The 22,295-nt window shown below is 60.9% G+C and carries 18 protein-coding genes; 6 read left to right on the top strand and 12 right to left on the bottom strand.

Translation table 11 applies throughout. From position 1 onward, the window contains the following. Window positions 1–79: 79 nt before the first annotated feature. From AC1KAT_RS19235 to AC1KAT_RS19215, 5 genes are read right to left on the bottom strand one after another with little or no spacing between them, the layout of a single operon-like run. Window positions 80–1,054 (bottom strand): hypothetical protein, encoded by a 975-nt coding sequence (locus AC1KAT_RS19235; protein WP_480328601.1) that lies wholly within the window; start codon window positions 1,052–1,054, stop codon window positions 80–82. Continuing rightward, a complete protein-coding gene (locus AC1KAT_RS19230) occupies window positions 1,038–4,064 on the bottom strand; it encodes an SMC family protein (protein ID WP_480328600.1) in 3,027 nt (1,008 codons plus the stop codon). Before AC1KAT_RS19230 ends, AC1KAT_RS19235 begins: the two co-directional genes overlap by 17 nt. Further along, on the bottom strand, window positions 4,045–4,677 hold the full coding sequence (locus tag AC1KAT_RS19225; RefSeq protein ID WP_480328599.1) for a chromosome partition protein MukE: 633 nt from the start codon (window positions 4,675–4,677) through the stop codon (window positions 4,045–4,047). The genes AC1KAT_RS19230 and AC1KAT_RS19225 overlap by 20 nt, the downstream gene beginning before the upstream one ends. Then, window positions 4,674–5,972, bottom strand: coding sequence for a hypothetical protein (locus AC1KAT_RS19220; RefSeq protein ID WP_480328598.1), 1,299 nt, complete (start codon window positions 5,970–5,972; stop codon window positions 4,674–4,676). The genes AC1KAT_RS19225 and AC1KAT_RS19220 overlap by 4 nt, the downstream gene beginning before the upstream one ends. A 3-nt stretch (window positions 5,973–5,975) precedes the next feature. Then, window positions 5,976–6,263, bottom strand: coding sequence for a MarR family transcriptional regulator (locus AC1KAT_RS19215; RefSeq protein WP_480329206.1), 288 nt, complete (start codon window positions 6,261–6,263; stop codon window positions 5,976–5,978). A 161-nt stretch (window positions 6,264–6,424) separates the two neighbouring features. On the opposite strand from AC1KAT_RS19215, the gene AC1KAT_RS19210 reads away from it, so the two are divergent. Further along, window positions 6,425–7,258, top strand: a complete 834-nt coding sequence (locus tag AC1KAT_RS19210; protein WP_480328597.1) for a helix-turn-helix transcriptional regulator — start codon at window positions 6,425–6,427, stop codon at window positions 7,256–7,258. 87 nt (window positions 7,259–7,345) lie between these two features. Here AC1KAT_RS19210 and AC1KAT_RS19205 read toward each other — a convergent pair whose 3' ends face one another. From AC1KAT_RS19205 to AC1KAT_RS19195, 3 genes are all read right to left on the bottom strand, one after another. Next, entirely contained in the window at window positions 7,346–8,026 is a 681-nt protein-coding gene (locus AC1KAT_RS19205) for a hypothetical protein (protein ID WP_480328596.1), read from the bottom strand. A 224-nt stretch (window positions 8,027–8,250) separates the two neighbouring features. Next, window positions 8,251–8,463 (bottom strand): hypothetical protein, encoded by a 213-nt coding sequence (locus AC1KAT_RS19200; RefSeq protein ID WP_480328595.1) that lies wholly within the window; start codon window positions 8,461–8,463, stop codon window positions 8,251–8,253. A gap of 13 nt (window positions 8,464–8,476) precedes the next feature. After that, a complete protein-coding gene (locus AC1KAT_RS19195; RefSeq protein ID WP_480328594.1) occupies window positions 8,477–9,235 on the bottom strand; it encodes an MOSC domain-containing protein in 759 nt (252 codons plus the stop codon). Between the two features lie 226 nt (window positions 9,236–9,461). Between AC1KAT_RS19195 and AC1KAT_RS19190 the strand changes: the two genes are divergently transcribed. Beyond that, window positions 9,462–10,193 (top strand): DNA adenine methylase, encoded by a 732-nt coding sequence (locus AC1KAT_RS19190; RefSeq protein ID WP_480328593.1) that lies wholly within the window; start codon window positions 9,462–9,464, stop codon window positions 10,191–10,193. Further along, entirely contained in the window at window positions 10,190–11,041 is an 852-nt protein-coding gene (locus AC1KAT_RS19185) for an 8-oxoguanine DNA glycosylase (protein WP_480328592.1), read from the top strand. Before AC1KAT_RS19190 ends, AC1KAT_RS19185 begins: the two co-directional genes overlap by 4 nt. Here AC1KAT_RS19185 and AC1KAT_RS19180 read toward each other — a convergent pair. The 4 genes from AC1KAT_RS19180 to AC1KAT_RS19165 all read right to left on the bottom strand — a co-directional run bounded on the left by AC1KAT_RS19180 (window position 10,973) and on the right by AC1KAT_RS19165 (window position 13,797). Then, window positions 10,973–11,563: a nitroreductase family protein gene (locus tag AC1KAT_RS19180; RefSeq protein ID WP_480328591.1), complete on the bottom strand. Its 591-nt coding sequence runs from the start codon at window positions 11,561–11,563 to the stop codon at window positions 10,973–10,975. The two genes, AC1KAT_RS19185 and AC1KAT_RS19180, sit on opposite strands and share 69 nt — an antisense overlap. A gap of 76 nt (window positions 11,564–11,639) precedes the next feature. Further along, window positions 11,640–12,236, bottom strand: coding sequence for a 7-cyano-7-deazaguanine synthase (locus tag AC1KAT_RS19175; RefSeq protein ID WP_480328590.1), 597 nt, complete (start codon window positions 12,234–12,236; stop codon window positions 11,640–11,642). Then, complete coding sequence (locus AC1KAT_RS19170; protein ID WP_480328589.1) at window positions 12,233–13,471, bottom strand: PfkB family carbohydrate kinase; 1,239 nt, start codon at window positions 13,469–13,471, stop codon at window positions 12,233–12,235. The genes AC1KAT_RS19175 and AC1KAT_RS19170 overlap by 4 nt, the downstream gene beginning before the upstream one ends. Then, a complete protein-coding gene (locus tag AC1KAT_RS19165; RefSeq protein ID WP_480328588.1) occupies window positions 13,468–13,797 on the bottom strand; it encodes a hypothetical protein in 330 nt (109 codons plus the stop codon). The genes AC1KAT_RS19170 and AC1KAT_RS19165 overlap by 4 nt, the downstream gene beginning before the upstream one ends. A gap of 855 nt (window positions 13,798–14,652) precedes the next feature. Here AC1KAT_RS19165 and AC1KAT_RS19160 point away from each other — a divergent pair. From AC1KAT_RS19160 to AC1KAT_RS19150, 3 genes are all read left to right on the top strand, one after another. After that, the gene (locus AC1KAT_RS19160; RefSeq protein WP_480328587.1) at window positions 14,653–18,456 is read left to right on the top strand and encodes a hypothetical protein; all 3,804 of its coding nucleotides are present in this window, start codon (window positions 14,653–14,655) and stop codon (window positions 18,454–18,456) included. A gap of 85 nt (window positions 18,457–18,541) precedes the next feature. Then, window positions 18,542–20,251, top strand: coding sequence for a hypothetical protein (locus AC1KAT_RS19155; protein WP_480328586.1), 1,710 nt, complete (start codon window positions 18,542–18,544; stop codon window positions 20,249–20,251). A 361-nt stretch (window positions 20,252–20,612) separates the two neighbouring features. Next, window positions 20,613–22,196, top strand: coding sequence for a hypothetical protein (locus AC1KAT_RS19150; protein WP_480328585.1), 1,584 nt, complete (start codon window positions 20,613–20,615; stop codon window positions 22,194–22,196). Window positions 22,197–22,295: the final 99 nt, after the last annotated feature.

The raw sequence follows: 22,295 nt of genomic DNA, 5'->3' as shown, positions 1-22,295 counted from the left end.
TCTCAAGCGTCATCATCGACCGCCCGTCGCGATGCCTTGCCTGGCTGTGTTGTTATCACTAACCGGTCGACAGAGGACATCAAGGCGTAGATCCCTTGTGCTGTTGTCGGCAGTGCAAGGAAAGGTCGTCGGCTAGCCGCGGATCCGTCACGAACGCTTCCTGGAACAGGCCTAGACCTGTTGTCGCAAAGGGAGCCAGTGCGGGCAACTCGCTTGCCGTGGCCGGCCAGCGCAGGCCGGTGGCGTGTGGCAAGTCCAGGTACTCCTGCGCGAAAGAGGGCACGTAAAAGCGCAGCGGCCGGCCGGTGGCGACGCTGATATGGATCGCGATTTCCAACCCTTTTGGATCGATGTCGCCGAAGTGCAACCACTGCCAACTGGGCAGGCTCAGCAGCAGTTCGACGGCGACCTCGACGTTCCATCCGGGTGATTCAACAAACAGACAGCCCGGCGGAACTGGCGGGTCGATGTACGCGCCCCGGTTCTCTATCGAGATCACAGTGCCCGTTGAGTCTGCCAGCTGCCAGCCGATTCGCCGCAGCCACTGCCGCTCCGAGATCATCACTTCGCCGTCAAGGCGTGTGTGGGCAGCCAGGTCGCGAACCTGCTCAGGCCACCGCAGCCCAAGCAACGCGTTGCAACGAACGCGCATGACCCAATCCTTCGTCAATTGCCCGGGCGGGGCCAGCTTAGCGGACCGCTTCGGCCCCAGCCCGGTGGCTGCCATCCAGTTCCGCCGGTTAAGCAACGCGAAGTGTGCTGGTGGCTGCTGCAGGCGCGGGATACAGGCGATCGCCGTGGCATCGTATGGATCCAAACCTAGGCCACGTAGTCGTCGGGCCTCTTCTTCCCAATCCGGTAGCAACTCCGCGAGCCGCGTGCGCAACGCCTCTAGTGCCTGCGGCTTGGCAAGCCACTCGTCGCGGCGCGTCGACGGCTGCAGCCAACCGGCCGATCGGAACCGCTGCACGAGTAGGTGGTTGCGACTGCCTTCTTTCGCGCGGCCTTGTTCGAGCAATCGCAGCAGCAGCGCTGCTTCAAGCGCCCTTGACATCCTCGCGCCCCTCGACCTTCGCTCGCCGCATTACCACTCGCTCCACCGGGTCGTACTCTCTTCGCAGCGTGTACAGCGCACAGGGATATGCCGGTTCCAGTTCAATTGCGGTGACCAGCATCTGAAAACCTTCGCGGCGGCACATCTCGACCATCACCTTATGGCCGTCGCGGTCCAGCCGATGCACCTCATCGGTGATGAAGATTGGGGTGAACTGCTCCAACGGGACCGGCCCCATCTGGTGCAGCGAGCGGGCGAGGATGAGCGTGGCCGCAAGGCCGCCGCCGATCGCCTCCCCACCCGACAGGTTGCTGGCCGGCTCCCACTTCGTCGCGCGGCGACGCAGCACTTGCAACCGGAGTTCCATGTAGCTCCGGTAGTCCATCAGCGCAGTTCCGTCTAACTTGACGTCGTAGACCTGACGAAACAGCCTTTCGAGCAACAGGTGAACGGGCTCCTCTGTTTCATCGATCAGCAGCGAAAGCTGCGAGGACACCCGCTCTAGTGCGGACAGCAGTTCCTCTCGCGGCTTCGCGTCGAAGCGAAGGCCAACAACATTGCCGAACTCGATCGTGTCACCAAGGCGGTTGAGTTCCTCAATGCGCACCATCTGACGCCGCACGTCAACCAACACTGAGCGGTAAAGCACGGATGCCTCGCCCTGCAGATCCTCCTCGTGACGCTGCAACTGCCGCTGCAGCTCGTCGCGGGAGTGCTGCATCTGCTCCAGAAGTTCTTGGTCTGCATCATCGGCCACTTCGATCGGCAAGCGATCGCGCAGCACGCGGATCAACACCGGCCAAAGCGAAGCGCAGGCAACCGGATCGTCTGCAGCCACAGCAGAGACGACTCCGGACGCCGCTTCACCTTCTTGGCGGAGCAGGTCCGCGATGGCTGCTTGCCGCGCGGCCTGCTCCGAACCGAAACGCGCGCTCTGCGGCTCCCCCCACTCCCGCGCTTGTGCCGCCGCACTCAGCTCTTCAAACGCCGACGCGAGCGTAGCCTGCACATCTGCATAGACCGTGGACAAGCTCGCCAACGTAGCGCCCTCCCGTTGCAGCTGCTTTCGCACGTCCACCAACTGGTTGGCTGCGGAGTCGCGGCGGCGCTCGGTCTCGACGCGTTGCAGGCCGAGTGCACTGAGCTGCTCGGCCAGCCGGTTGGTTTCATCTTCGTAGTACTCGGACAAAGCCACTAGTTCGGCCTGGGCCTCGCGTGCATTCTTCTCGGCCGAAAGCTGCGCTTCAAGGGCATCGTCGCGCTGCTTCACAAGGCGGTCCCGTCCTTGTACATCGGCGAGAAACGCGCAGATCTCATCGCGGTTCTCGGCGGCACGCTGAGACTGTTGGCTGAGGCGACGCACCCCCTCTTGCGCCTCGGTGAGCAGGCGTTGCGGCTGCTCCTTCGCGCTTTCCAACTGTGCCCGGCGCTGCTCCCGCGCCGCTTGGCCGAGAACCGCCCGTCGGCGCTGCGACGTGGCGACGAAGCCGCTAGCCAACGGCGAGACCAACCAGTCGCCTACGTGATGCACGGATTCGGGTTGCGGCATTTCGGGGCACAGCCAGAAGGTGTCGGGCAGGTCCGCGTCGTCCCGCAGGCTCGCAAGCCCCTCCAACGTCGCGCCCACCACCCCTTCAGTCAGACCTGCGAGCGCCATCTCTGTCGCGCGCGCATCCTCTAAGGACAGGCTGCTGGCCGCTTCCGACAGCGCAATGCCACCTAACTTCTCTGCCAAGCGCGCAGAGCTGGAAGGCGCAACATTTGAGAGCGATTCGATGATCATGTCCAAGTCGGAAAGCTCGAGCCGTGTCTTCGCGGCCAGATCGTGTTGGGCGGCAGCGTCCGCCGCAAGCGCGGCCATTAGGTCGTCGTAAGTGTCCGGTCGGTGCTCGTGCCCCTTGGTCAGGGTGTCCCACACCCTCTGGCCGGCATCGAAAGTCTTCAGCGCATCTTCCCGCTTCGTCACAGTCCCGTTGCGCTGGGTGACTAAGGTCTGGGCCGCGGTCGCCGCGGCCTGCGCGGCCGCGAATCGCCGTTGACGCTCCGTGCGCAGTTGCTGCTGCTGCGACTTCACGAGGGCTTCGGTCCCGGCAAGCTCCTTGAGGGCGGGTTCCGCCGCCGCGATGGTCTCAATAAGTGAGGTCGCCAACTGCTGCAACCGCGCCTGCTCTGCGGCCGATCTCTCTTGCTGCCGCTGTGCGCTCCAGATCGCCGCACAGACCAGCTCTTTACCCTTTTCATACACAAGCTTGAGCAGCGCGAGGTGCCGCTGGGCTTCGGCGAGCGCGCGCTTTGTCCGACTGAGTTGCGCGGCGCACTGCTGCAGGCGACCTAAGGCTTCCGGCACACGGGAGGCCTCGGGCAGCAGGTAGTCTTTCAATCGGCTGGTGACATCTGCCGACAGTCCGCCGCGAAAAGTCGAATCGATCAGCTTGGCATACAGGGTGCGATCGGATAACTCGGCGAGCGTAGTCGGCAGGATCCCCACGTCATAGAGCAGCTCGCCATATTCAGAGACCGTGCGGCAAATGCGCAAGTCAACGCTTCGCCGGGCCAGGACCGCACGCAGGTCATGAAGATCCGGAAACCATTCGTCCGAGCCCTCTATCGAGCGCAGATAGTCCTGCAATGAAGTGTTCCCGTCTGCATTGAGGATGTGCCAGCCGGTAAGCGAGACGCCGGACTCCACCGCTGCCACGTGGATGCCGGCCACCACCCGCGAGCCGTCACGGCTGGTGATGTCGAGCGCGACGTACGCATACGAGGAGGCCATGCGCACCGCCAGGGGATCGACCGCGGCTTGCGTCGGGTCGTTCACGCTGGACAGTGGCCGCACGGACATGGTCTTGCGGTCGGGAAGCAGCGCATAGGCCAAGCACAAGGCCACGGTGGTCTTGCCCGCCCCGCTGCCACCAGTCAGCCCCGCGAACACTTCGTCGTCGAAGCGGATCTCTTCGTACTCGATTCCAAGCCACCCGACGAGTGCGACCTTATTCAGTTTCGGCTTCATCCTCGTCCTCCGCTTCTTCTTGGTCGTTGTCGACATCCAGCACGATCCCGCGGCCCTGGAGCGCCAACCGGCCCAACTCGTCCGGGTCATTGCCATGACGGGCCAGCTCGGCAAAGCGCAGGATCGATTCAAGCGGCGTCAGTGCGTCGCCCTTGATGCGAACGAAACGAAAGCGCGCGAGTTGCCGCAGCGACTTGAGGATTTGCTCGTGCGCTCGCGAAGTCGCCACGGTCTTTCCATGGCGGGGCGCGTAGATGCGAAGCAACTGCGCCTGCGGCAGCGACGACTCCAGTTCTTGGACCAACTGCTGCACCGACAGTACGCCGGCCGAGCGGGTGATCTCGGGATCTCGCGACTTGCTGCACACGAACTGCCCTAGGTGCATGGTGCTCGGGGGCAGTCGCCGTGTGGGCAGAAGCCCATCCTGGACCTGAAGGAAAAAGAATCCATCAGCGTGGTGAACGAGCGAGACCTGATAGCTCGCATAGAAGCGCTGCAGTTCCTCCAGTTGGAGGCTGAGGTACTCGTATTCAGCGAAGTCGGATCGGTTGACTTGGCCGCCGCTGCGCAACAGCACGTCGATAGGCGCGAACCTCGGATCCAGCGTGTTCATCGCGTCACCACCCTCAGCTCCTCCAATTTGAAGCCGTTAAAAGCCGCTTCGGCACGTTCCCGCTGGTCTACGTGGCCTTCTTTAACGAGCAGATCCATCAGGCGCGGCAGGTAGCGCAGGACGCTCACTGACTCACGTCCAGTGAGCTCCATCGTTTCCCGAAGCACCTCGCTCCAGTTCGCCTCTCCGCGCGCCAGGTGCTCGCGCGCGATTTGCAGCAGCAGGGCGGGGAATTCGTCCAACTCCAGCGTCTGCATCACCGGGGCGTAGTCCATACGCGGCCGCGTCAAGCGCTTGCGTTGGCTCCCAACGTCATCGGACTCGTTGCGCAACCGGTGGCAGGGCTCAGCTGCGGACAGCTGCAGCGTCCAGGTGGGCATCTCGGCGAGCGCGCGCTTTAGATGTGCGGTCACTCTCCGCTCGCGATCCACCCGGATCACCGTTCGCATCAGCTGGTGCACCGAGTGGAAGTGACGCATCCAGTCCTCGCTGCGCTGTGCCGCCCATTCCATGACCGACAACAGCCGGCGCTCGATCTCGCTGCACACCCCGTGGACCGAAGTCATCGCGGCTTCGCGTTGTCGCAGGTCCGCCACCATGTTCAGTGCGGTGGTCCCGTATGAGGTGGTCGCCTCATGCAGGTCCCGGATGGTTCGCTGCACGTCTCGCAACTGCTCTTCACAGCGTCCCAACGCTACATCGCTGCCATCGGCGAGCAACCCGGGTATGAGGTCTCGCAGACGCGTATGTTCGCGGTCAAGCCGGGTTTGGTGGCGGTGAATGCCATGCAGCAATTCGGAGACGACGCTGCGCGCAGGTACTTCCACCTTCTCACGCCACAACTCTTCATCGCCGTCTGTGGGCAACGCGTGCAGCAGCCCCTCCAACTGCGTATTGAACGCACGCAGCAGGGCCACCAGTGGCGCGCCGGAAAATCGAGTGCGATCGCGCTCCCACGACACCCATGCGTGCCCGACGGTGGTCAGCTGATACTGAGCGTCGTCCGGGTGCCCGATCTGGTTCAGGTCGACGCGCATCATGCAGTCGCCCTCCACCAGACGCTTCAGTGAGCCAGTCAGGCGGGCGCGCGCTTTGTCGTTGTCTAGAGCCTCCAGCCGGTCCAGGCGGATCGATAGCGTGAGCAACTCGCGCACGGTGAGGCAGAACGCATCGGCGCGACGGCCAAGTTCGTCAGCCGTCAGCAGCATGAGTGCGAGGTCGCGCGCTTCCAGCTGCACCGACCGCTCCTGCGCCAGTAGGTCATGTGCTAGCTGCATTACCTCCGGCGCGTCCATGACTTACAGAGCCCTCAGATGGGCTGGGTTCAGCTTGTACTGGTACGACGTGCCCACCCGCGCACCGCGCGCTAGAAGTCCGCAGCGCAGGAGGTGGTGCACCGCCCTCACCGCGGTCACTCGGGTCAGTCCGGCTCGCTCTGCCAGCTCCGTGAGCGAAACCACCTGGACTTCATTGCCCAACTGCTGCGCGAGCAACCACAGCAGCCGGTGTTCGGCCGCTGAAAGTTCGCCACGGGCGAGAATCGCCAGACATTGCGGTGTCAGGAGCAGCGGGAACAGACTTTGCACCAAGGTAGTAAACTGAATGATACTAGTATAAAGAAAGCTACTATCCCGCCGCTTCCCTCTAGCGCCGCCAAGGATGCCTGCGGGAAAGTGGGTGGGCGACCGGGGTGTGGCTCCTCCTTCTTATCATCAATGATAAGCAGAGCCTTAGAGAAGGCAAGCGCTTGACCAACACTTTCAATCGCCTGAGCGATCGTTTGCGGCAGTTGGAATCGGTTCTCCTTTGGGAAGGCCAACTGGACAACTCGCGCGTTCGCCACCTATTCGACATCCAGGCTGTGCAGGCTAGCCGCCTGTTGCGAGAGTTCGCCGACACGCATCCGCACGGCGTGCGCCGTGACACCTCGCGCTCGGCGTATATAGCCACCGGGCGCTTTAGGCCGCGCTATGCGCAAGGGGATTTGCAGGAATATCTGTCGCTGCACGATTCGTCGTCCCCGATACGGGCAGTGGTCGAAGACAGCCGTCTGGAGCTGACGCTTCCGGACCCCGCAGTGTTTTCTCAACTGATGCGTGCCTGCGTCGACCGTACGCCGGTCACCATCCTGTACCGCTCTATGTCAACGCCGCAGGGGCGTCTGCGCTTGGTGTATCCGCACGTGGTGGTACGCGCCGGTCGCCGTTGGCACATGCGTGCATGGTGCTTCGAGCGAGAGGCGTTTAGGGATTTCGCGATTACGCGGGTCGGTTCCGTACGTCCTGCGCCAGAAGCGCCCTCAATGCCACCGCAAGAAGACCGCGCCTGGACCACATTGGCTACGGTGGTTCTCGTGGCGCACCCGGCGCTGCCAAGGTCGCAGGCCGAATTGATCGAGCATGAGCACTTCGGTGGGCGCTCTTCCCGCACGCTTCAACTGCGAAGTTGCCTGGTCGACTACACGCTGCAGGATTTGCAAGTCGCGGTTGACGTCCGCCGCCATCGGCCGCCTGAGTACCAACTTGCCGTGGGCAACGTAGTTGACATCGAACCCCATCTGTTCGCGTCGGCGCCCAACTGAAATCAAGGTGGCTCTTTCATGGCGCGGGTCACGAGTCCTGAGCGCCAACCCGCAGGCGTGAAGGAGAACGTGACCCGTTGACTGTGGCTAAGCCTCAGCCGGCGCTGGAGGTGCCTTCTTCAATCCGTCGTGGACGTTTGCATTGGCAAGCAAAGTCCAATACTCGTTCGCGAGGAAAGAGAACGTCACCTTGGCCCGAGCTCGGGATAAGGGGGCTGGAGAGACAAGCGCGCGCTTGTGGTTTCTGGAACCGTCGCGATACTTTTCGCGCTTGACTTTGTCGTCTCCAAGCCCGTCATCCATGTGTGCGACATGCGACGCGGGGAGACCCGAGTCCCCTTTGACTGGATCTGCACGCTCATCGACTGGAGGGGTGGGGCGCAGAACCAGCGCTATGAATGGGGCGCCAGCGAACCTTCGCGTGAAAGCCATGGGATCAAAATCTCCCAGACCCAACGCCCATGATTCGTACGCGCCGTCAGGCGAAATCCAGCGCAGTCCGACCTGTCGTGTATCGCACTCGGGTTCCTGTTCGAGCACACCGACATCGACGCAGCGCCACCTCGCATGCCGGCTCAAGGAGCAAGCAATGTTTGCCGCATGCTGCGCATCACCGCGACCTGGGAACAGCAATTGGATTGCATCCGCGCCGGCCTCGGCAGCCTCATCAATGACCGCGGTCACGACATCGGGATCAAATTCGCCTTCAACGACGGCATTGATCCATTTCGTCTTGTCGACGTCCTTCGCCAACACGATTGCGAACATGCACGCAACCTGGCCCTGTGTGTACCACTCAAAGACCAACCGCCCCCAAAGATCACTGGGTACTTGGCGGACAGTCTCGACACTCGTGGCCAAGTTGCTGTCGACAGCCCACTGGGCCAAGTCGTCAAACGTAGAAAACTTGCGTAGCCCTCCAATTTCCGACGACTTCTTATTGGACTTGGCTGGATATATTTCTTTTCCCAATCCTTCCCCCCTTTCGATCTTTATTTCATCCAGGAATCAAAGTCCTCGCCGGGCTTGAGATCGATCTTCGGGAAGGGCTCTGGCAGTTCTGCCTCGGTCTCAACCTTGCGAACTTTCGACAGAGTCACGCGGGTACCTCCGACGCTAAAAACCTTCACAGGCTCTTGACCAGTAAATAGTTGCTGCGTCGCGCTTCTGGCCTGCTCGTAGGCTGATGGTCTGTTTTGGTTCATAAGTTCGCTCCCGTTAAATATCGAATGTTGCTCGGCGAATAGTCGCGCCTCGAATGTCGAAGAGCTCCTGCCCCAGCCAGCGATGCTCTGCCTCTGTGACAACACCGGCCTTCGCCCGAGCTGCGACTACGTGAGGAAGTCCAGAGAGAACCTTCGGAAAAACTCTGCAGTAAGACTTTGGCACACCGGCTAAGCGTGCCAAATGCCTGAACTCGACGCACTTGCCGTTCGGCACACGATTCATCACGCTAAACAGCCGATCCTTCCAGTGCTCAGAAATCGGCCGGATCGTCGACTCCGCAAAAGCGACCTCGTCACCTACGCGGATCTCCCCTCCACGAACTATTCGCGCCAAGATGCCTCGTCTCCCGTCGATAGCTCGAACGAGTCCTGAACGCCGAACTTCCAAGTGACCACAAGCCTCACACTGAAACGTCAACCAAAGGACCACATCGTGCCCAATCTTCAAGAGGCCCGACGAGCGCAATCCCTTGGTTGAGAAGTTGACGAGCAAATTCTCTCGCAAGGTGTATGGACTCAAGGACATCTCCCTGTAGACGTCTTCACCTGCGATCAGTACCTGTCGTGGTGACAAGGCATTGGCATGCTTGTCGCCTTCAAGCCCTATGTCTTGTAGCGCACGAGCCTGAAGCACCTGTACCGGCTCACTTGATTTGACTGGTCGTATGCGCAAGGCACGCACTTCACCAAGCGAACGCCACGCTTCCACGACATCGATCCCCGCCGTGGAACTCACCAGTGAATCATCCATGTCGGATGTGTGTCGCTCCATCATGACTATCCCGGGTACCTCGCGCAGAAAGTACGACGTCCGCAGGCAAAAAGCTTGCCATTCTCCCTTACAAACAGCCATCCCAAGTCTGGAGATCAGAAGAAGCCGCAAGCGCAGGACCGAACTCTGAGACGAGCCTGATGTATGCGCACGCTACTACCGCCTCGGGTACGAGCACGGGGGACGAGGCCGTTAGGTGTGGAATATGTACCTCCTTGGGCCCATTGACATCATCGTCGCATCTGACGATGATGGGCGCATGCGATATCCCGGCGGCAAGGGCAAGTGCTATCAGCGCATCATTAACCTGATGCCTGCGCATTCGACATACATCGAATCGCATCTAGGCGGCGGTGCGGTCATGCGTCACAAAAAACCTGCCGAGATCAACATCGGCGTTGATCGAGACGGCGAGGTTGTCGAGCGGTGGCGAGACTTTCCCGGACTCTGCGAACTGGTCGTCGCTGATGCCACCGAGTTCTTGAAGTCGTTCGCGTACCGAGGTGGGGAACTGGTGTACGCCGACCCGCCCTACCTCAAGTCGACGCGCCGCAGCGCCAACAAGCTCTACCGGCATGATCTGGAAGAGGCCGATCATGTTCGGCTCTTGGACGTACTCAAGGGACTGCCATGCATGGTGATGGTCTCTGGCTACCCCAGCCCCCTGTACGACAGCGCGTTAGCCGGGTGGCGCAGGGTCTCGTTCATGGCCAAGACGCACGTCGATCTCCGGGAGGAATGCGTCTGGATGAACTTTGAGACGCCAAACCAACTTCACGATGGTGCCCATCTGGGCTCAACCTTCCGGGAGCGCCAGTCGGTGAGACGTCGTCATCAGCGCTGGATTGAACGCCTCGACCGCATGCCGGCAACCGAACGCGGACACCTCCTCGCTCTGATTCGCGACCGCTATGAATCTGAGGTGACGTCCGCATGAGCCAGACCGCTGGGATCTTTTGTGGACACGTCACCGTGCAGGTGGAGCTACCTGACGCCGCTTCCGAGGTCATGCCGGGTGTGCCTTGGGGGGCGGTGGAGGCCTTTCCAACGCCCGCGTATTGGGCTTACCAGGTGTTGGCTCGCCGGGTGATCGGCAAGACGATCCGTCATCGGTTGGGAAACAACCTGCGAGAAGAGGTGGCTGCATGTCTGCTCGGCGGTCACGGCATTCCAGCAGAAGTCGGCTTGGCGGCCTTTGTGCGATTACGGGATAGCGGCGCATTGAACGAGGCCGTCAGCGAGAACGAACTCAAGAAGCTGCTCTCTGAGCCCTTGCAGCTTGGCGGACGCAGCATTCGCTATCGCTTCGCCGCTCAAAAGGCGAGGTACCTTCACGAGGCCATGCGACGTCTTGCGGCGGAGAGTGCCCCCGTGGCGTCAGGACGACAACTGCGGGACTGGCTGACGGACTTGCCAGGAGTTGGTCTCAAGACTGCTTCTTGGATTGCTCGCAACACCCTGGATGCCGACGACATTGCGATCTTGGATATCCACATTCTTCGTGCAGGGGCGCTAGCAGGATTCTTCGATCGCAGCTTGACAGTCGAGCGGCACTACCGCGCACTCGAAGAGCGGTTCATTGAGTTCAGTCAATGCCTGCAGGTCCGTGCTTCCGAACTCGACTCAGTGATCTGGATGGAGATGAAAATGTCGCCGGCGACAGTGAGTCGGTTGCTGGACGGCACTCGCAGCGGCATCATGACCGCCGTCAGCCGCTCAAGTCAGGCTGTCAGGCTGACCAATAAACGCCGCGCCGACGCCGACCAATCCTTGCTGTTCAAGTAGGCGGCCGACCCAAGGCTCGCCGGTAACGCCGAGCGGACAAAAGGCGAGTGACACTGCATGCGCAGCGAAGGCCATCGTCGCCAGCAGCGCACCGGCGTCGCGCCATACCAAGCTGGCGGCATGCTGGTACTTCGACCCTGTGCGGCCCACCTCGGCTGCGAGCAAGACCAACGTAGCGCTTGGTGCCGTGATTAGCTGCTGCATGCTCGCATGAGCATCTCGCGGATCCATCGTGCTGCGAAATGCCAGCAGTGCGTGATGGAATGCGTCATAGCGGTACCAACTTGATTCGTTCGGCCAGGCCAGAACGACATGGATTGGATGGATGGCGCCAGCCGAAGGGGCAGGGCGGCGCGTCAATTCAAAACCTAAGCTGCTGGCTTGGCGTTGTTGTACTTTGCAACTTAGTTCAAACCAGCCCGCCAGCCGAGCAGGCGAAACCGCGTGGAAACGACGAGTCGTCCTGCGGGATTGGAACAGGTCGGCGACAGCCGGGTCGCAGTCTGGCGCCGAACTGCTCAACGCTTGCCTTGAGCACGGAGGCCACTTGATCGGTTCATGTGCCTCAGCGGTGCCGCGCGGCACCGGCTGGCCGAGGTCAGGCCAATCCACCACCCACCTCGCGCAGGACCTCAAAGTACTTGTTGCAGCCTCTGCAGTGTCCGCAGGCCACATTGGCTTTGTGACAACTGTGCGCCCATGCGAGGAACCAAGGGGGCACGCCGCTTCTTTGGACGAGCGCGGCTGTGCTCAACTTGATCGCTGGAGCTTCGACAACAAGCCCGCCTTCTTGCATTGCTACGAGCCGGCTGATCGCATCGACAAACTCCGGTGTGCCATCGGCATGAGACCCATCCGATTCGACCGCGCCGATCAAAAGCCGCTGAACACCAAGGCTGATGGCTTTCATCAGCGCGAAGGTGACCAGCATTTGGTTCCTGTAAGGCCACCAGTCGCTCGCGGGTGCGTACTCATTCGCTACGACACCGGCCATGTCCCCAGAGCCGAGGGGACGGCAGTCGATGCTGATGACGTGATGCTCGATGCCCAAGTTGCTACAGATCGCTGCGGACGCTTCGCGCTCCGCTTGAGCAGGTAGTTGGCCATAGTCGATGGTAATTGCGACGTCAGGGCGTAACCACCAGGCCAAACACAAGGAGTCCATCCCGCCGGACAGCAATAGAGCGGTTTTCATAGCTCGCAAGCGGTCCAGGATGCGTTGTAGATCGCGCTAACAAAGTCGGTGTGGAACTGGCAGCCGGAACCCAGCATCATTTTCTTGTTGCCGTCTGATTCGTTCTCGCAATAGACAACGACAGGCTTGCCGATGGCGCGGGCATAGCCCAGTTCATACATGGTTCCAGGGTCCATACCGACACCGAGAGCGAACACGAGATCAGCGTTCTCGATTGCCTCAAGATCCTTTGAGGCAATGTCCTGAGCAGAGCCATGGCCCACGTCATGGAACGGCGAAAACACTTGCAAACCCATCGCGGTCAAAGCTTTGCGAGCCTCCTCCACAAGCCAGAGTTGGGACAGGTTGAAGAACGGGCCCGCAAGGTAGGCCGTCGGCCTTCGTCCGCTTATGTACCGCTGACTCGGCCGGATAGGCAACATTGCAAATGCGTCAACCTCGGCATGAGTGGCGAATCCGGCTGTAGAGCAATAGTAAGCAGTGGCGCGCGACGCCAGGTCGGCGCTCTCCGCTGCCGGGCGGCCTTCGCTGATCCACCGATAGGCAAAGTGCGCGACAAAGTTGTCACCAGAGCCGATCTTCCACACGTTGGCGGAGCGATAGGCCGGCACAACAGACTCTTGATCAACATCCAGAACGAAGGCGCCCAGAGGCCCTTGCTTGATGACGACGACGGCGGCTTCCCCGTCGGCGATCAATGCTTTGGCCATCTCGCGAGCGGAGGCGCTGCGCAGTCCGGTCATGAGCATTGCTTCATGCCGGTTCAAGATCACTGCGAGCCGTCGGGCCGTGGAGCCGTTCCGTGTGAAGGGAAGTGGGCCTATCGCATTCTGTGGGTCGTAGACGACGGTGTCGCCGTGCACGATGGCATCTGCCTCCAGCATGCCAAACCGGACAATGTTCTCAGCGCGAACCTCTAGCGCGTCGTGCTGCAGGGAGGGAGCAGAGATTTCCGGTGTGGCGAGACCGTGGACGTACGCGAAACTGACGGCGACTGACGATTCGCGTGGGGCGATCTCAAATCCATTCAAGGCCGCTTGTGCCGCCATAGACTCCCTCGCGAGATGATCCATGTAGGCGTGCAATCGGACGTTCGCACCCATTGATGCCATGGCAACGGCGGCCCGCCCGGCCGATCCGTAGATCTCGCGCCAAGAAGGCCGCATGCACCACTCACGATAGACGCCGCCCACTACATGAATGAGCGGCGCAGTGCTCGAAGCTGGGGTCGTCATGCGCCGATGGCGCTCACGCGGACTTTCACTTGCGCGCCGTTGATCTCCCTCACCGTGGCGCCGTATTGCGTACCGCCCTCGATGCATTCCCGAAGGCGCTGCACATCCGGCGACGCGAGCCCGCCGGCAACCTGGCCTCGATGCATTACGACAACTATCGTCCCGGCTCCCGACTGTAGTGCGACGTCGAGGACGTCGCCAACGGCAATGGCCGCGATAACAGCTGCTTTTGGCGAACTCAGCTGCGTGTCAATGACGAGGTTCTCGCATGTGGTGGGCGTTTCCCACGAACCACCACCACCACCACCACCTGACGATCCGGACATCTTGTTTTCTCCCTCAATGTAGGCGCCATGCTACCGAGCACCGCCAAGCATGTATAGGTGGTTAGCCAGAGCCAAGCGGCCTCATCTGCAAGTCAAGATGCAACCCTCCCTTTTCACCCTCAAGTGGGGGGCACCCCGGCAGGGTGAAGACATACCTTCCCCAGGGCGGCAACATTTCCGGCACCGAAAACTAGAGGGGGACTTAAATGCGGGAATGGGATGAGCGCGCCGCGGAGATACTGAAGCGGATGGCACCGCTTGTCAGCGATGAATTGGCCACGGATCTGGCGGCCGGCCTTCGACAGGCGCTGCCCGATGCAACACCGGCGGGCGCTGCGATTGAGTTCCTTTCGCGTATGCCCCCTCAATGGGGGCGTCCGGCTGAGGTGATCGTGTGCTGAGCCCTCAGCCACTCGTGACAGCTTCAGACTGGGTGCTGCGACTCTGCCTCCTCGGTTGAGCGACGGTTCCGGCCACAAGCGGTCTCACATTGGTCGGCAGCTCCGATGACCGCTCCTCACTCGTGACCGGCCGGCCAACGAGTCTTACGGGCGCGGTCGCGGACGAAGGACCGCTGTCACTGCCAAAAGCGGGCGAACGACATGCAGCGGCCTAGCTGGCAACCATGCCCCCGGAACCGGCCGTTGGGCGTCGCAGCGCTGCCGAGTAGGCGCCTCTGGCCTGTTCCGGTCCCCAAAGTGGCCGGTTCGAACGCGCAAGACGTCTTGTTCAAGGCCGCGGCCAGGTTGGACTTGCCGCGGCAAGGAAGCTGCAAAGGCCGCCTACCGCTCCCTCGGCCAGTGTCTTTTAGACCCTCCTTAGAGACAAAATCACCGAGAACATCTGGGAGGCCCCGTGGGTAAGAAGTCCAGGGAGAAGCGCGAGCGTCGGTTTGCTAAGCACGCAGAAGATCCCGGTTTCCTGCTGCGCCAACCGACGAGCCTGCACGACCAGCCTGGCAGGCTCAAGGAGGTGGAGAAGACTTTTCTTGCCCAGGTCCAGAAGATCCGCGCCCTTATAGGCAGCTACGTTCCCGCCGACGTGGCGAATGCGATCGGCGTGTCCGAACTTTGGCCGGCAAATGCGGGCTGCCACTTCAAGCACGCGTTCGCTTGGTGCATCTTCCTAGATATGCCTCTTCAGGGGCGTGGCAACCGACGAATCGAGACCTACGCGGACTTCAGGGCGTTTGCGAGCGCGCTGTACGCCGAATGGCCACACTTTCCCACTCTCGAGGACTTCTCCCCCGAGGCTGACTGGGGGCAAACGAAAGTCCGCCTGGGCGGTCGATTCGTTCCCATCTTCTACGGCAGTAGCATCGAACGGGTCCCCGACTTCATTGAGGCGTTCCGCATCAGCTACGCGGATGAGCCTGTTGCGCTGGCCCAGATGGACTTGGTCATCGCTCTGCAGGCGTTGATCATCGAAGCCATCCCTCACCTCGCGCATGCACCTGCCGCCAACGCAGAGGGCGGCCAGGTAGAACTGCCGCCGGAAGAGTTTTGGGCCGCGTGTTGCAAGGTCCTCCAGAACGTCGGTCAAAAAAGCATTGAATGGCGCCAAGCAGCAGGAGCGGACCTGGATGCGGAACTTGGGAGCTACAAGGCACCGTTGACCTGGGCAGAGTTTGGCAATGCCGCCTTCACTGGAGAGGCTGCGCCGTTCTTGGGCGTCAACGTAGCCGGCACGTGGTATCCAGTCGCCGTGAGGAGCGGGCCAGGAGTGGTAGTCGACCACTGGGCCAACAAGAACAGGAAGGCCTCGGGTGTCACGCCGCAAGTGCATCTGACGCTCGGCCGGTTCGCCTCTGAGCGCTTTGACAACACCCTGCCAAGACCGGTGATGCTGGTGACCGGCGGCGAGGTGTGCGCCGAGTTGACCATCAGCTGCGTGATCTCGGCGAAAACCGGCGTCTACCTGATCTGCGCCTGCCGCCACGATCTGCTGGATGAACAAGCAGCCGCGGCCAGTCGAGTCTTGGGGAAGGTCAAGCGGGGAGGAACGGCTCGCTTCAAGCTGGTTCGGGGCCCAGAGGTCCTGCTCTCGAAGGACGGCGTGAGCGGCCCATCCGCAGACGAGCTACACATCATCCTAGTGCCGACCTTGGAGGGAACTTCACCGGGGATGCTCAACCTCCCGCGGAAACCGCTGCGGCTGTTGCCGCTAGCGGACTTCATCACCATCTTCGATAGCCTGAGCAACCTCGACGACTTGGAACGTTACTGGGCCTTCTGCGATGGGCAGAGTTCCGCCCTGAATCCCTTCTCGCGCGGGCCTGCTGACCTCTTCGCCTCGTTCCGCGACACCGATGCGGTCCTGGTCGACGGGGCGATCGAGCCCACCATGATCAGCCTTGATCCGAGCTGGGGCACCTCATGGCGTTTCAAGGAGCTTGCTGATTTCTGGTCACGAGCACCTCGCGTCTTCCCCGACCGCAGATCAACCTGGCGCCTGGGCGAGGGGACTGAGGGTGTCATTGAGATGACTTCGCGTGGTCGCAAGGCCCTCGCCTACTCCACTCACATCGCGTGTTGCACTGTTCAAGCCTTGCTGGAAATAAAGCATGACCTCGACTTAGAAGACGGACGCATGGTCGACCTCTTCGTCCAGATCCTTGCAGATTGCTCCTTCAGATGCCGCGAACTACTGGCTATCGCGCCGCTCTTCCAGCTGGAGCATGTCCTGTTCGTTTGCGGGCGCAGTCCTTCCAGTACCGTTGTTGGCGCCGATGAAGCGGACTCAAACGCGCTCAAGGCAAGTCCCGTCGTCACCTCCGCGGAAGGAAGCTTGGGTAGAGCTGCGATTGTTCACATCGACGTTGATGTTCGTGCAGTGCTGGCAGGGCTGACCGACGCGACCGACGGAAGTTTCGAGGTGCAGTGCCTCGCGGAGACGATCCGCAAGAGCCACGATGCTCTTGGCCTGGAGCTGCCGCAAGGGCTGGAGGAAGCTGTTCTTTCAACGGCGGGGGAGCTTGCACGCTACACGCTCCGGGTTGCGACTCGACGTGTGGACGTTCCTGACCATCCATCGTTGGTCATGCCACGGATGTCGGACTACAAGCTGGCCCGAAAACAGCTCGCTGAGGTGATCAGGGATCTGGGACTGGCGCCTGGTCGATATGCGCTTGCGGAGGCCAAGGAGAAAATTGACTTGGCCAGCGCCCAGTTCAGGCGTCGCATCGAGGAACGTCTCGCCCAGCTCGACCGCCAACAGTTGCTCCGAGCATGCATCGAACAGCACGATGCGCTTCTGGCCACCGAGCGAGGACGGATTGAGCGTGCCCGTCAGAGCCTCTCCCACGAGGTCGACTACGACCGGGTTGACGCCGTTGAGGAGGCGCGCAAGAAGTACGGCACCATCGCTCGCCACTACCGATATCTCTTGGAAAAGACCGTCAGCAGCCAGGCATCTGGACGCGTGGACGTCACCCCCGATGTGCTGCGCGAGTTGGTGGGCAAGGTTGACTGGCTCATGTCGCTCGCGAGTGCCAGCGACGTACTTCACAACGGCGTCGATGTTGCAGGCGTCGTCATCAACGACTCCTTCATCCCGGAGGTCTTCTACTCCGACGGCCCCAAAGACCGGGAGATGCGGTTCGCGCGTGAGTACGCCAAGACTCGCTTGGGACTGGGCGAGAACCGCAAGGACGTGGTAGAGGGTGAGTCAGAGGCCCTCTTGGAATCGCCCGATTTCAACGAGGCCTTTGAGACTGACCTTGGATTCACCCTGTCGGACCTGTTCACTTCAATATCCGTGCTCGCTCAAGCACAGCGCCACGGTTTTTCCGGGGAGCTAGCGCTTTCGTACGGTGCCAGTGCAGACCAGTTGGCTGCGAAGCTTGATTCCGAGGTCAGAGACCTTGGACGAGAGAAAGCAGACCGCATCGTTGCCTTCCTTACGCTCTCAGAAACCGGGCTGTTGCGGCTCGCCGGACGCGAAGTCCAGGAGGTGGAAGTTCCCTACTGGGAGCACAGCAAGCGCGTTCACCGCTACGCCATACGCCCCCTGGTGCAGGTCGGTGATGAGCTGCGCTGGGGAGCTGAGGCCGCGAGTCGCTGCATGTACAACTGGATGTCGTCGGTGCGCGATGGATATCTGCCGGCCGAGTTCGGCTGGCCGCACATCGAACCCGCCGTTCGACAGGTGAAAGCCGGGATAGAGAAGCGGCTCGAGTACCGCGGCGAGGAGGTCTTCCGCCGGCATACCCCTTACGTCGCGCGAGGCATCGACTTCTACAGGAAGTTCCGAGCAGAAGGCTTCGACGATGTCGGCGACTTTGACGTCCTTGGGTACTGGCCTGAGCACAACCTGCTGGTCGCCGTAGAGTGCAAGTACAACCAGCCGGCATACACGATGAAGGATGGTCGCCGAATGCGCGACAAGATCTTCGGCCGCAAAGAAGACGACAAGGGACAGATTGGAAAAGTTCTCCGCAGAGGGGCGTTCTTGCAGCGGCACAGAAGTCGGATGCTGGAGCTGCTGGAATGGCCAAGGCCCACCAACGTTCCAGAGCGCTATGTTGAGCTCTACGTGAGTCGGGACATCTACTATTGGATGGTTCACACGCCCTACCCGGTGCCGACCCATTTCGTGACGATATCGACTTTGGATTCGTGGCTGAAGACCGAACTTTTCGCGGCTGCCGGCCTTCCATAGGCCTGTTCGTCCTTGATACGCGATCACCGTTAGGCGCAGGAAGTTGCGCTACAAATCCAACACAGGAACTCGGAGGCGGTTGCGAATGGCTAGGAGACTCAACATTGCAGCACTGAAGGCCATTGCACATGCTCCTGCCTCGGATGCGACCAAATGGCTTGTAAGCGCGGAAGACTCAGTCGAATTCCTGAAGCAGAACGCTCAGAGCGACGAAATCGTGATCTACGCTGGCGGTCCTGCTGTGCTCATTCACGCCGTGCTCGCACATGTTCAGCAGGTCACACCGGCAGATCAACAGGACTTGATGAACCGGTTTGTCAGTACCGATGAGGCCTGGGCGATCCAGAAGAGCTACGGCGGTGGAGAAGGTCACCGCGTATATCTGGAGCCGCCGCTAGGGTCGAGCAAGTCCCTCGCAGGTGGCGAGAAGCTGGTCTACCAACGCAGCTTTCATGGTGTGGACAAGGGCGAGCGGGCGGTGGAATTGAGCCAAAAACTCGTGCATGCCCTGGATTTGCACTTCGTGGCAGAGCGGAACGCCTACTGCCGGCTGGATTCACGAGGCGATATTGAAGATGTCATCCGCATCCTCCGCGCGGACATTGCTTCGAGCGGCGAGAAGCTGGTGGCGGTCACCATACTCACAGAAGACCTTGCCAGATACATGGCGCTCGGTGGCTTTGCACTGGTCTTTTTCTTTGACTTCACCCGCTTCAGTCCCGCATTCGGCGGCTGGGGCGACCACGAGCGCATCGATCGTAGGGCTCCGGACTTGTTCTACCACGGCGGTGGCATCCACAACGCCAGCTACGTGAACGGGCGCATGATCGTTCGCCCGACGATCACCGTGCAGGACTTGATTGCGGAGTGGGAGGCGGAGTCCAGTCCCAACAGAAAGAGGGACTACGCCACCTTCAAGATCTTCGATCGCAAGAACAACCGCGAGGTCGAAACCTCCTGTGCACCGGAGTTCCTTTCCAACTACTTTGAGAAGTCCAACCTGCCCTGGGAGATATCGCCTGCGTTCTTTCGTGCCGACGTCTTGCACCGGTTCAAGGCGGACCCTGAGAAGTACAGCCTTAACGACCGTTCGATCACATGCCGCAATGCCTGGCACCTGAAGAGCTATGACATCAACGAGGCTGGCCAAGTGCACGCCTACATCGGTGACCTGGCACGTCTTCCGATTGAGGAGCAGCGCTATTGGCAGTCCTTCAACGAATGGCCGAACGGGTCGATATCAAAAAGAGCATATGAGAGCGACATTCTTGGTGAGTTCAGCTCGGAATACGACCCCCTCAGCCGCTTAAAGTACAAGATCAGGAAGCTGAACACCACGCCTCCTGATTGGTGGCAGCCGCGCTCTGAAGGGCATATGGATGCTGTTCGGCATCCAGCTACGGACTCGGTCCTTGAGTGGGCCAACGAGATCATGGCCTTCGACCAGATGCTCGTCGAAGGTTTCCAGGTCAAACCCCTGCGTAAGCTGCTCGAGTCCAATGGGCGAAAGGCAGAGGCAAGCTGGGCCTCCCTGCGCGTGGTCGCGGAACTTGCTGTGGTGTCCGGAAAGACCGTAGACGAGGCCAAAGCTCTGCTCACACCGTTGAGTAGGCTGCATGCACTGAGAAGCATCCTCAAAGCCCACAGCTCAGTCGAAGAGAAGGACAAGGAAGAGAGACAAGCGCGGGCTGCGCATGGAACATTGCGAGCGCATTTCAAGGATCTCGCCGCTCAATGCGACCGTAGCTTTGACGAAATCATGCGCATTCTTGGAATCGCTGATTTGAATCCTTAGGCCGCAGACGGTGATGTAGGTGTCGGCAATCCACGCGGAGACCTTGAGACGGACGCCTTAGACGATTGCGGCCGATGGCTGGCAGGCGGCCTTCGCGGCTTTCTTGGCGCGGCCAGATCCAACAGCGACTGCGCTGTCGTTGAGGCGCTAGGCGAGAAGAGCCAAGTGGTCGCCGCCGGCCAGACCGTTCTGCGTCTGGAAAGAGGACGGCGCCCTTGAGGCGCCGATCAGCTTGCCGCAAATTATCCGCCCGCGTAAACACTGTACGGTGCCTACGCTATGCGGCCGTGCCGAGAGCAACAAGCCACCCACCGCATGGGATGATTTCCACGACGCGATCCGATCGGAACTGAGGCACATGATGGGCCCAAAAGCCGAAGAAGCACAACCAGCGAAGCTCTTCGACCTACTGGAGACGGAAGGGGTCAATGAATCCGAGCGCATCCTTACTGCTCTGTGCAGGAAGACGTTTCTGCGCCTCTGGTCCCAGACGAACGTCTACACCGACGACGGTTTCAAGAACAGCAAGGGTGCCACGAAAGAGCTATGCGATGCGCTCGTCGTCTTCGGGAAAGATGTCATCTTGTTCTCGGACAAACACATCCTCTTGAACGAGGCCAAGGGGCTCAAAGTAGCCTGGCCGCGCTGGTACAAGAAGGCGGTGTTGGAGTCGTGCCGGCAACTCCATGGTGCAAAGCTCTGGCTTGAGCGTTTCCCGCAGCGCGCCTTTTTGGACGCGAAGTGCACTAGACCGTTGCCGGTCCCCGTCCCCGCCAAGGACGTTACCTTCCATCTGGTGGCCGTGACCCGAGGCAGCCGTGACTCCGCGCTTTCACACAACGGAGGGGCAGGCCGCGGGTCGTTCGCTGTGAACAACGCGGTGAAGGGAGATGCCCACAACGAGCTTCCTTTCGTCGTCGGCATACCACAGCCAGAGAAACACTTCGTCCACGTCTTCGACGAGGTGTCTATTGAGCTGGTGCTAAGCGAGCTCGACACCGTCGTCGATTTTCTGGACTACCTGAGGAAGAGACAGGCGTTGCTTGGCACGTCCGGCATCATGGTCAGCGCCACCGGCGAGGAGGAACTGCTGGCGGCGTACTTGCGGACAACGGATGCCGATGGCCAGGAGCACTTGTTCTTCGACGTCAGCGACGGCGAATCGCCCCCGGGCGCCATCGTCTTCGACGCTGGTTCCTATGATGCCCTCACTGAGAACATCGGCTACCAGCGGAAACAGCGAGTAGACCGCATCAGCTACGGCTGGGATCGGCTAATCGACGGATTTATCGACTACGGTGACCCGACGCTCTTAAGGCCGTACCTCGTGCAAACCAACGCCGAGACTGAGCATGGGTTGCGCCTCATGGCCGCGGAGTCGCGCTACCGTCGAAGGCAACTGGCCATATCCCTCTTCAACGCCCTCGACCGAGTCGAGCCTGGCATGCGCCTTGGCAGGGTCGTGTATGGGGGCATTGCCGGCGAGACCGTCTTCGTCTTCGTGATTGTGCCCAAGCGGTCGACGGAAACCTACGATGAGTACCGCACCTATCGCCGCGGCGTCCTCCACGCCTATGTGAGAACCGCCAAATTGAAAGCCCCCCTCGGAACCGTCTTCGTAGGCATTGCTCTAGACAATCCGCGCAAGGACTACGAGGGTGGTGCAGAGGACCTGATGGTCTACTCGCAGGAGTCTTGGAGCGCAGCTGACCTCGCGCAACTCGAGCGAATGCGCGTCGATTTGGGATTGTGGAAAGGCAAAGGTGAGCAGTGGAGTCTTCGCCAGGACGAGTTCCCTGGCGACGATCAGAGGGTCGCGCTTAGCCGGGTGGTGGACAAACCGGCGTCGGATCGGAAGCGCGACGCAGGCAAGAGGCGGAAGGCCGAGAAGCGGCATCGCAAGGCTCAGGACGCCGCGAAGCGGCCCAACCGCAAGAAGAAGTAGGCTACGCAGCCCTTCGCCTAGCGCATGCTTTCCAGCAGTGCCCCGAGCAGTGCGACCCCGCCTTATGGCTCCTGGAGGTTGCCTGCTTGGCCTCCACAA

The organism is Piscinibacter sp. PDB5-1 (assembly GCF_056676035.1).
This window is presented reverse-complemented; position numbering and strand designations above follow the sequence as displayed.

Bases quoted from the DNA above. Each gene is read 5' to 3' on its own strand.
- AC1KAT_RS19235 (WP_480328601.1), bottom strand. From the start codon at position 1,054: ATGTCAAGGGCGCTTGAAGCAGCGCTGCTGCTGCGATTGCTCGAACAA.
- AC1KAT_RS19230 (WP_480328600.1), bottom strand. From the start codon at position 4,064: ATGAAGCCGAAACTGAATAAGGTCGCACTCGTCGGGTGGCTTGGAATC.
- AC1KAT_RS19225 (WP_480328599.1), bottom strand. From the start codon at position 4,677: ATGAACACGCTGGATCCGAGGTTCGCGCCTATCGACGTGCTGTTGCGC.
- AC1KAT_RS19220 (WP_480328598.1), bottom strand. From the start codon at position 5,972: ATGGACGCGCCGGAGGTAATGCAGCTAGCACATGACCTACTGGCGCAG.
- AC1KAT_RS19205 (WP_480328596.1), bottom strand. From the start codon at position 8,026: ATGTTCGCAATCGTGTTGGCGAAGGACGTCGACAAGACGAAATGGATC.
- AC1KAT_RS19200 (WP_480328595.1), bottom strand. From the start codon at position 8,463: ATGAACCAAAACAGACCATCAGCCTACGAGCAGGCCAGAAGCGCGACG.
- AC1KAT_RS19195 (WP_480328594.1), bottom strand. From the start codon at position 9,235: ATGGATGATTCACTGGTGAGTTCCACGGCGGGGATCGATGTCGTGGAA.
- AC1KAT_RS19190 (WP_480328593.1), top strand. From the start codon at position 9,462: ATGTACCTCCTTGGGCCCATTGACATCATCGTCGCATCTGACGATGAT.
- AC1KAT_RS19185 (WP_480328592.1), top strand. From the start codon at position 10,190: ATGAGCCAGACCGCTGGGATCTTTTGTGGACACGTCACCGTGCAGGTG.
- AC1KAT_RS19175 (WP_480328590.1), bottom strand. From the start codon at position 12,236: ATGAAAACCGCTCTATTGCTGTCCGGCGGGATGGACTCCTTGTGTTTG.
- AC1KAT_RS19170 (WP_480328589.1), bottom strand. From the start codon at position 13,471: ATGACGACCCCAGCTTCGAGCACTGCGCCGCTCATTCATGTAGTGGGC.
- AC1KAT_RS19165 (WP_480328588.1), bottom strand. From the start codon at position 13,797: ATGTCCGGATCGTCAGGTGGTGGTGGTGGTGGTGGTTCGTGGGAAACG.
- AC1KAT_RS19155 (WP_480328586.1), top strand. From the start codon at position 18,542: ATGGCTAGGAGACTCAACATTGCAGCACTGAAGGCCATTGCACATGCT.
- AC1KAT_RS19150 (WP_480328585.1), top strand. From the start codon at position 20,613: ATGGGCCCAAAAGCCGAAGAAGCACAACCAGCGAAGCTCTTCGACCTA.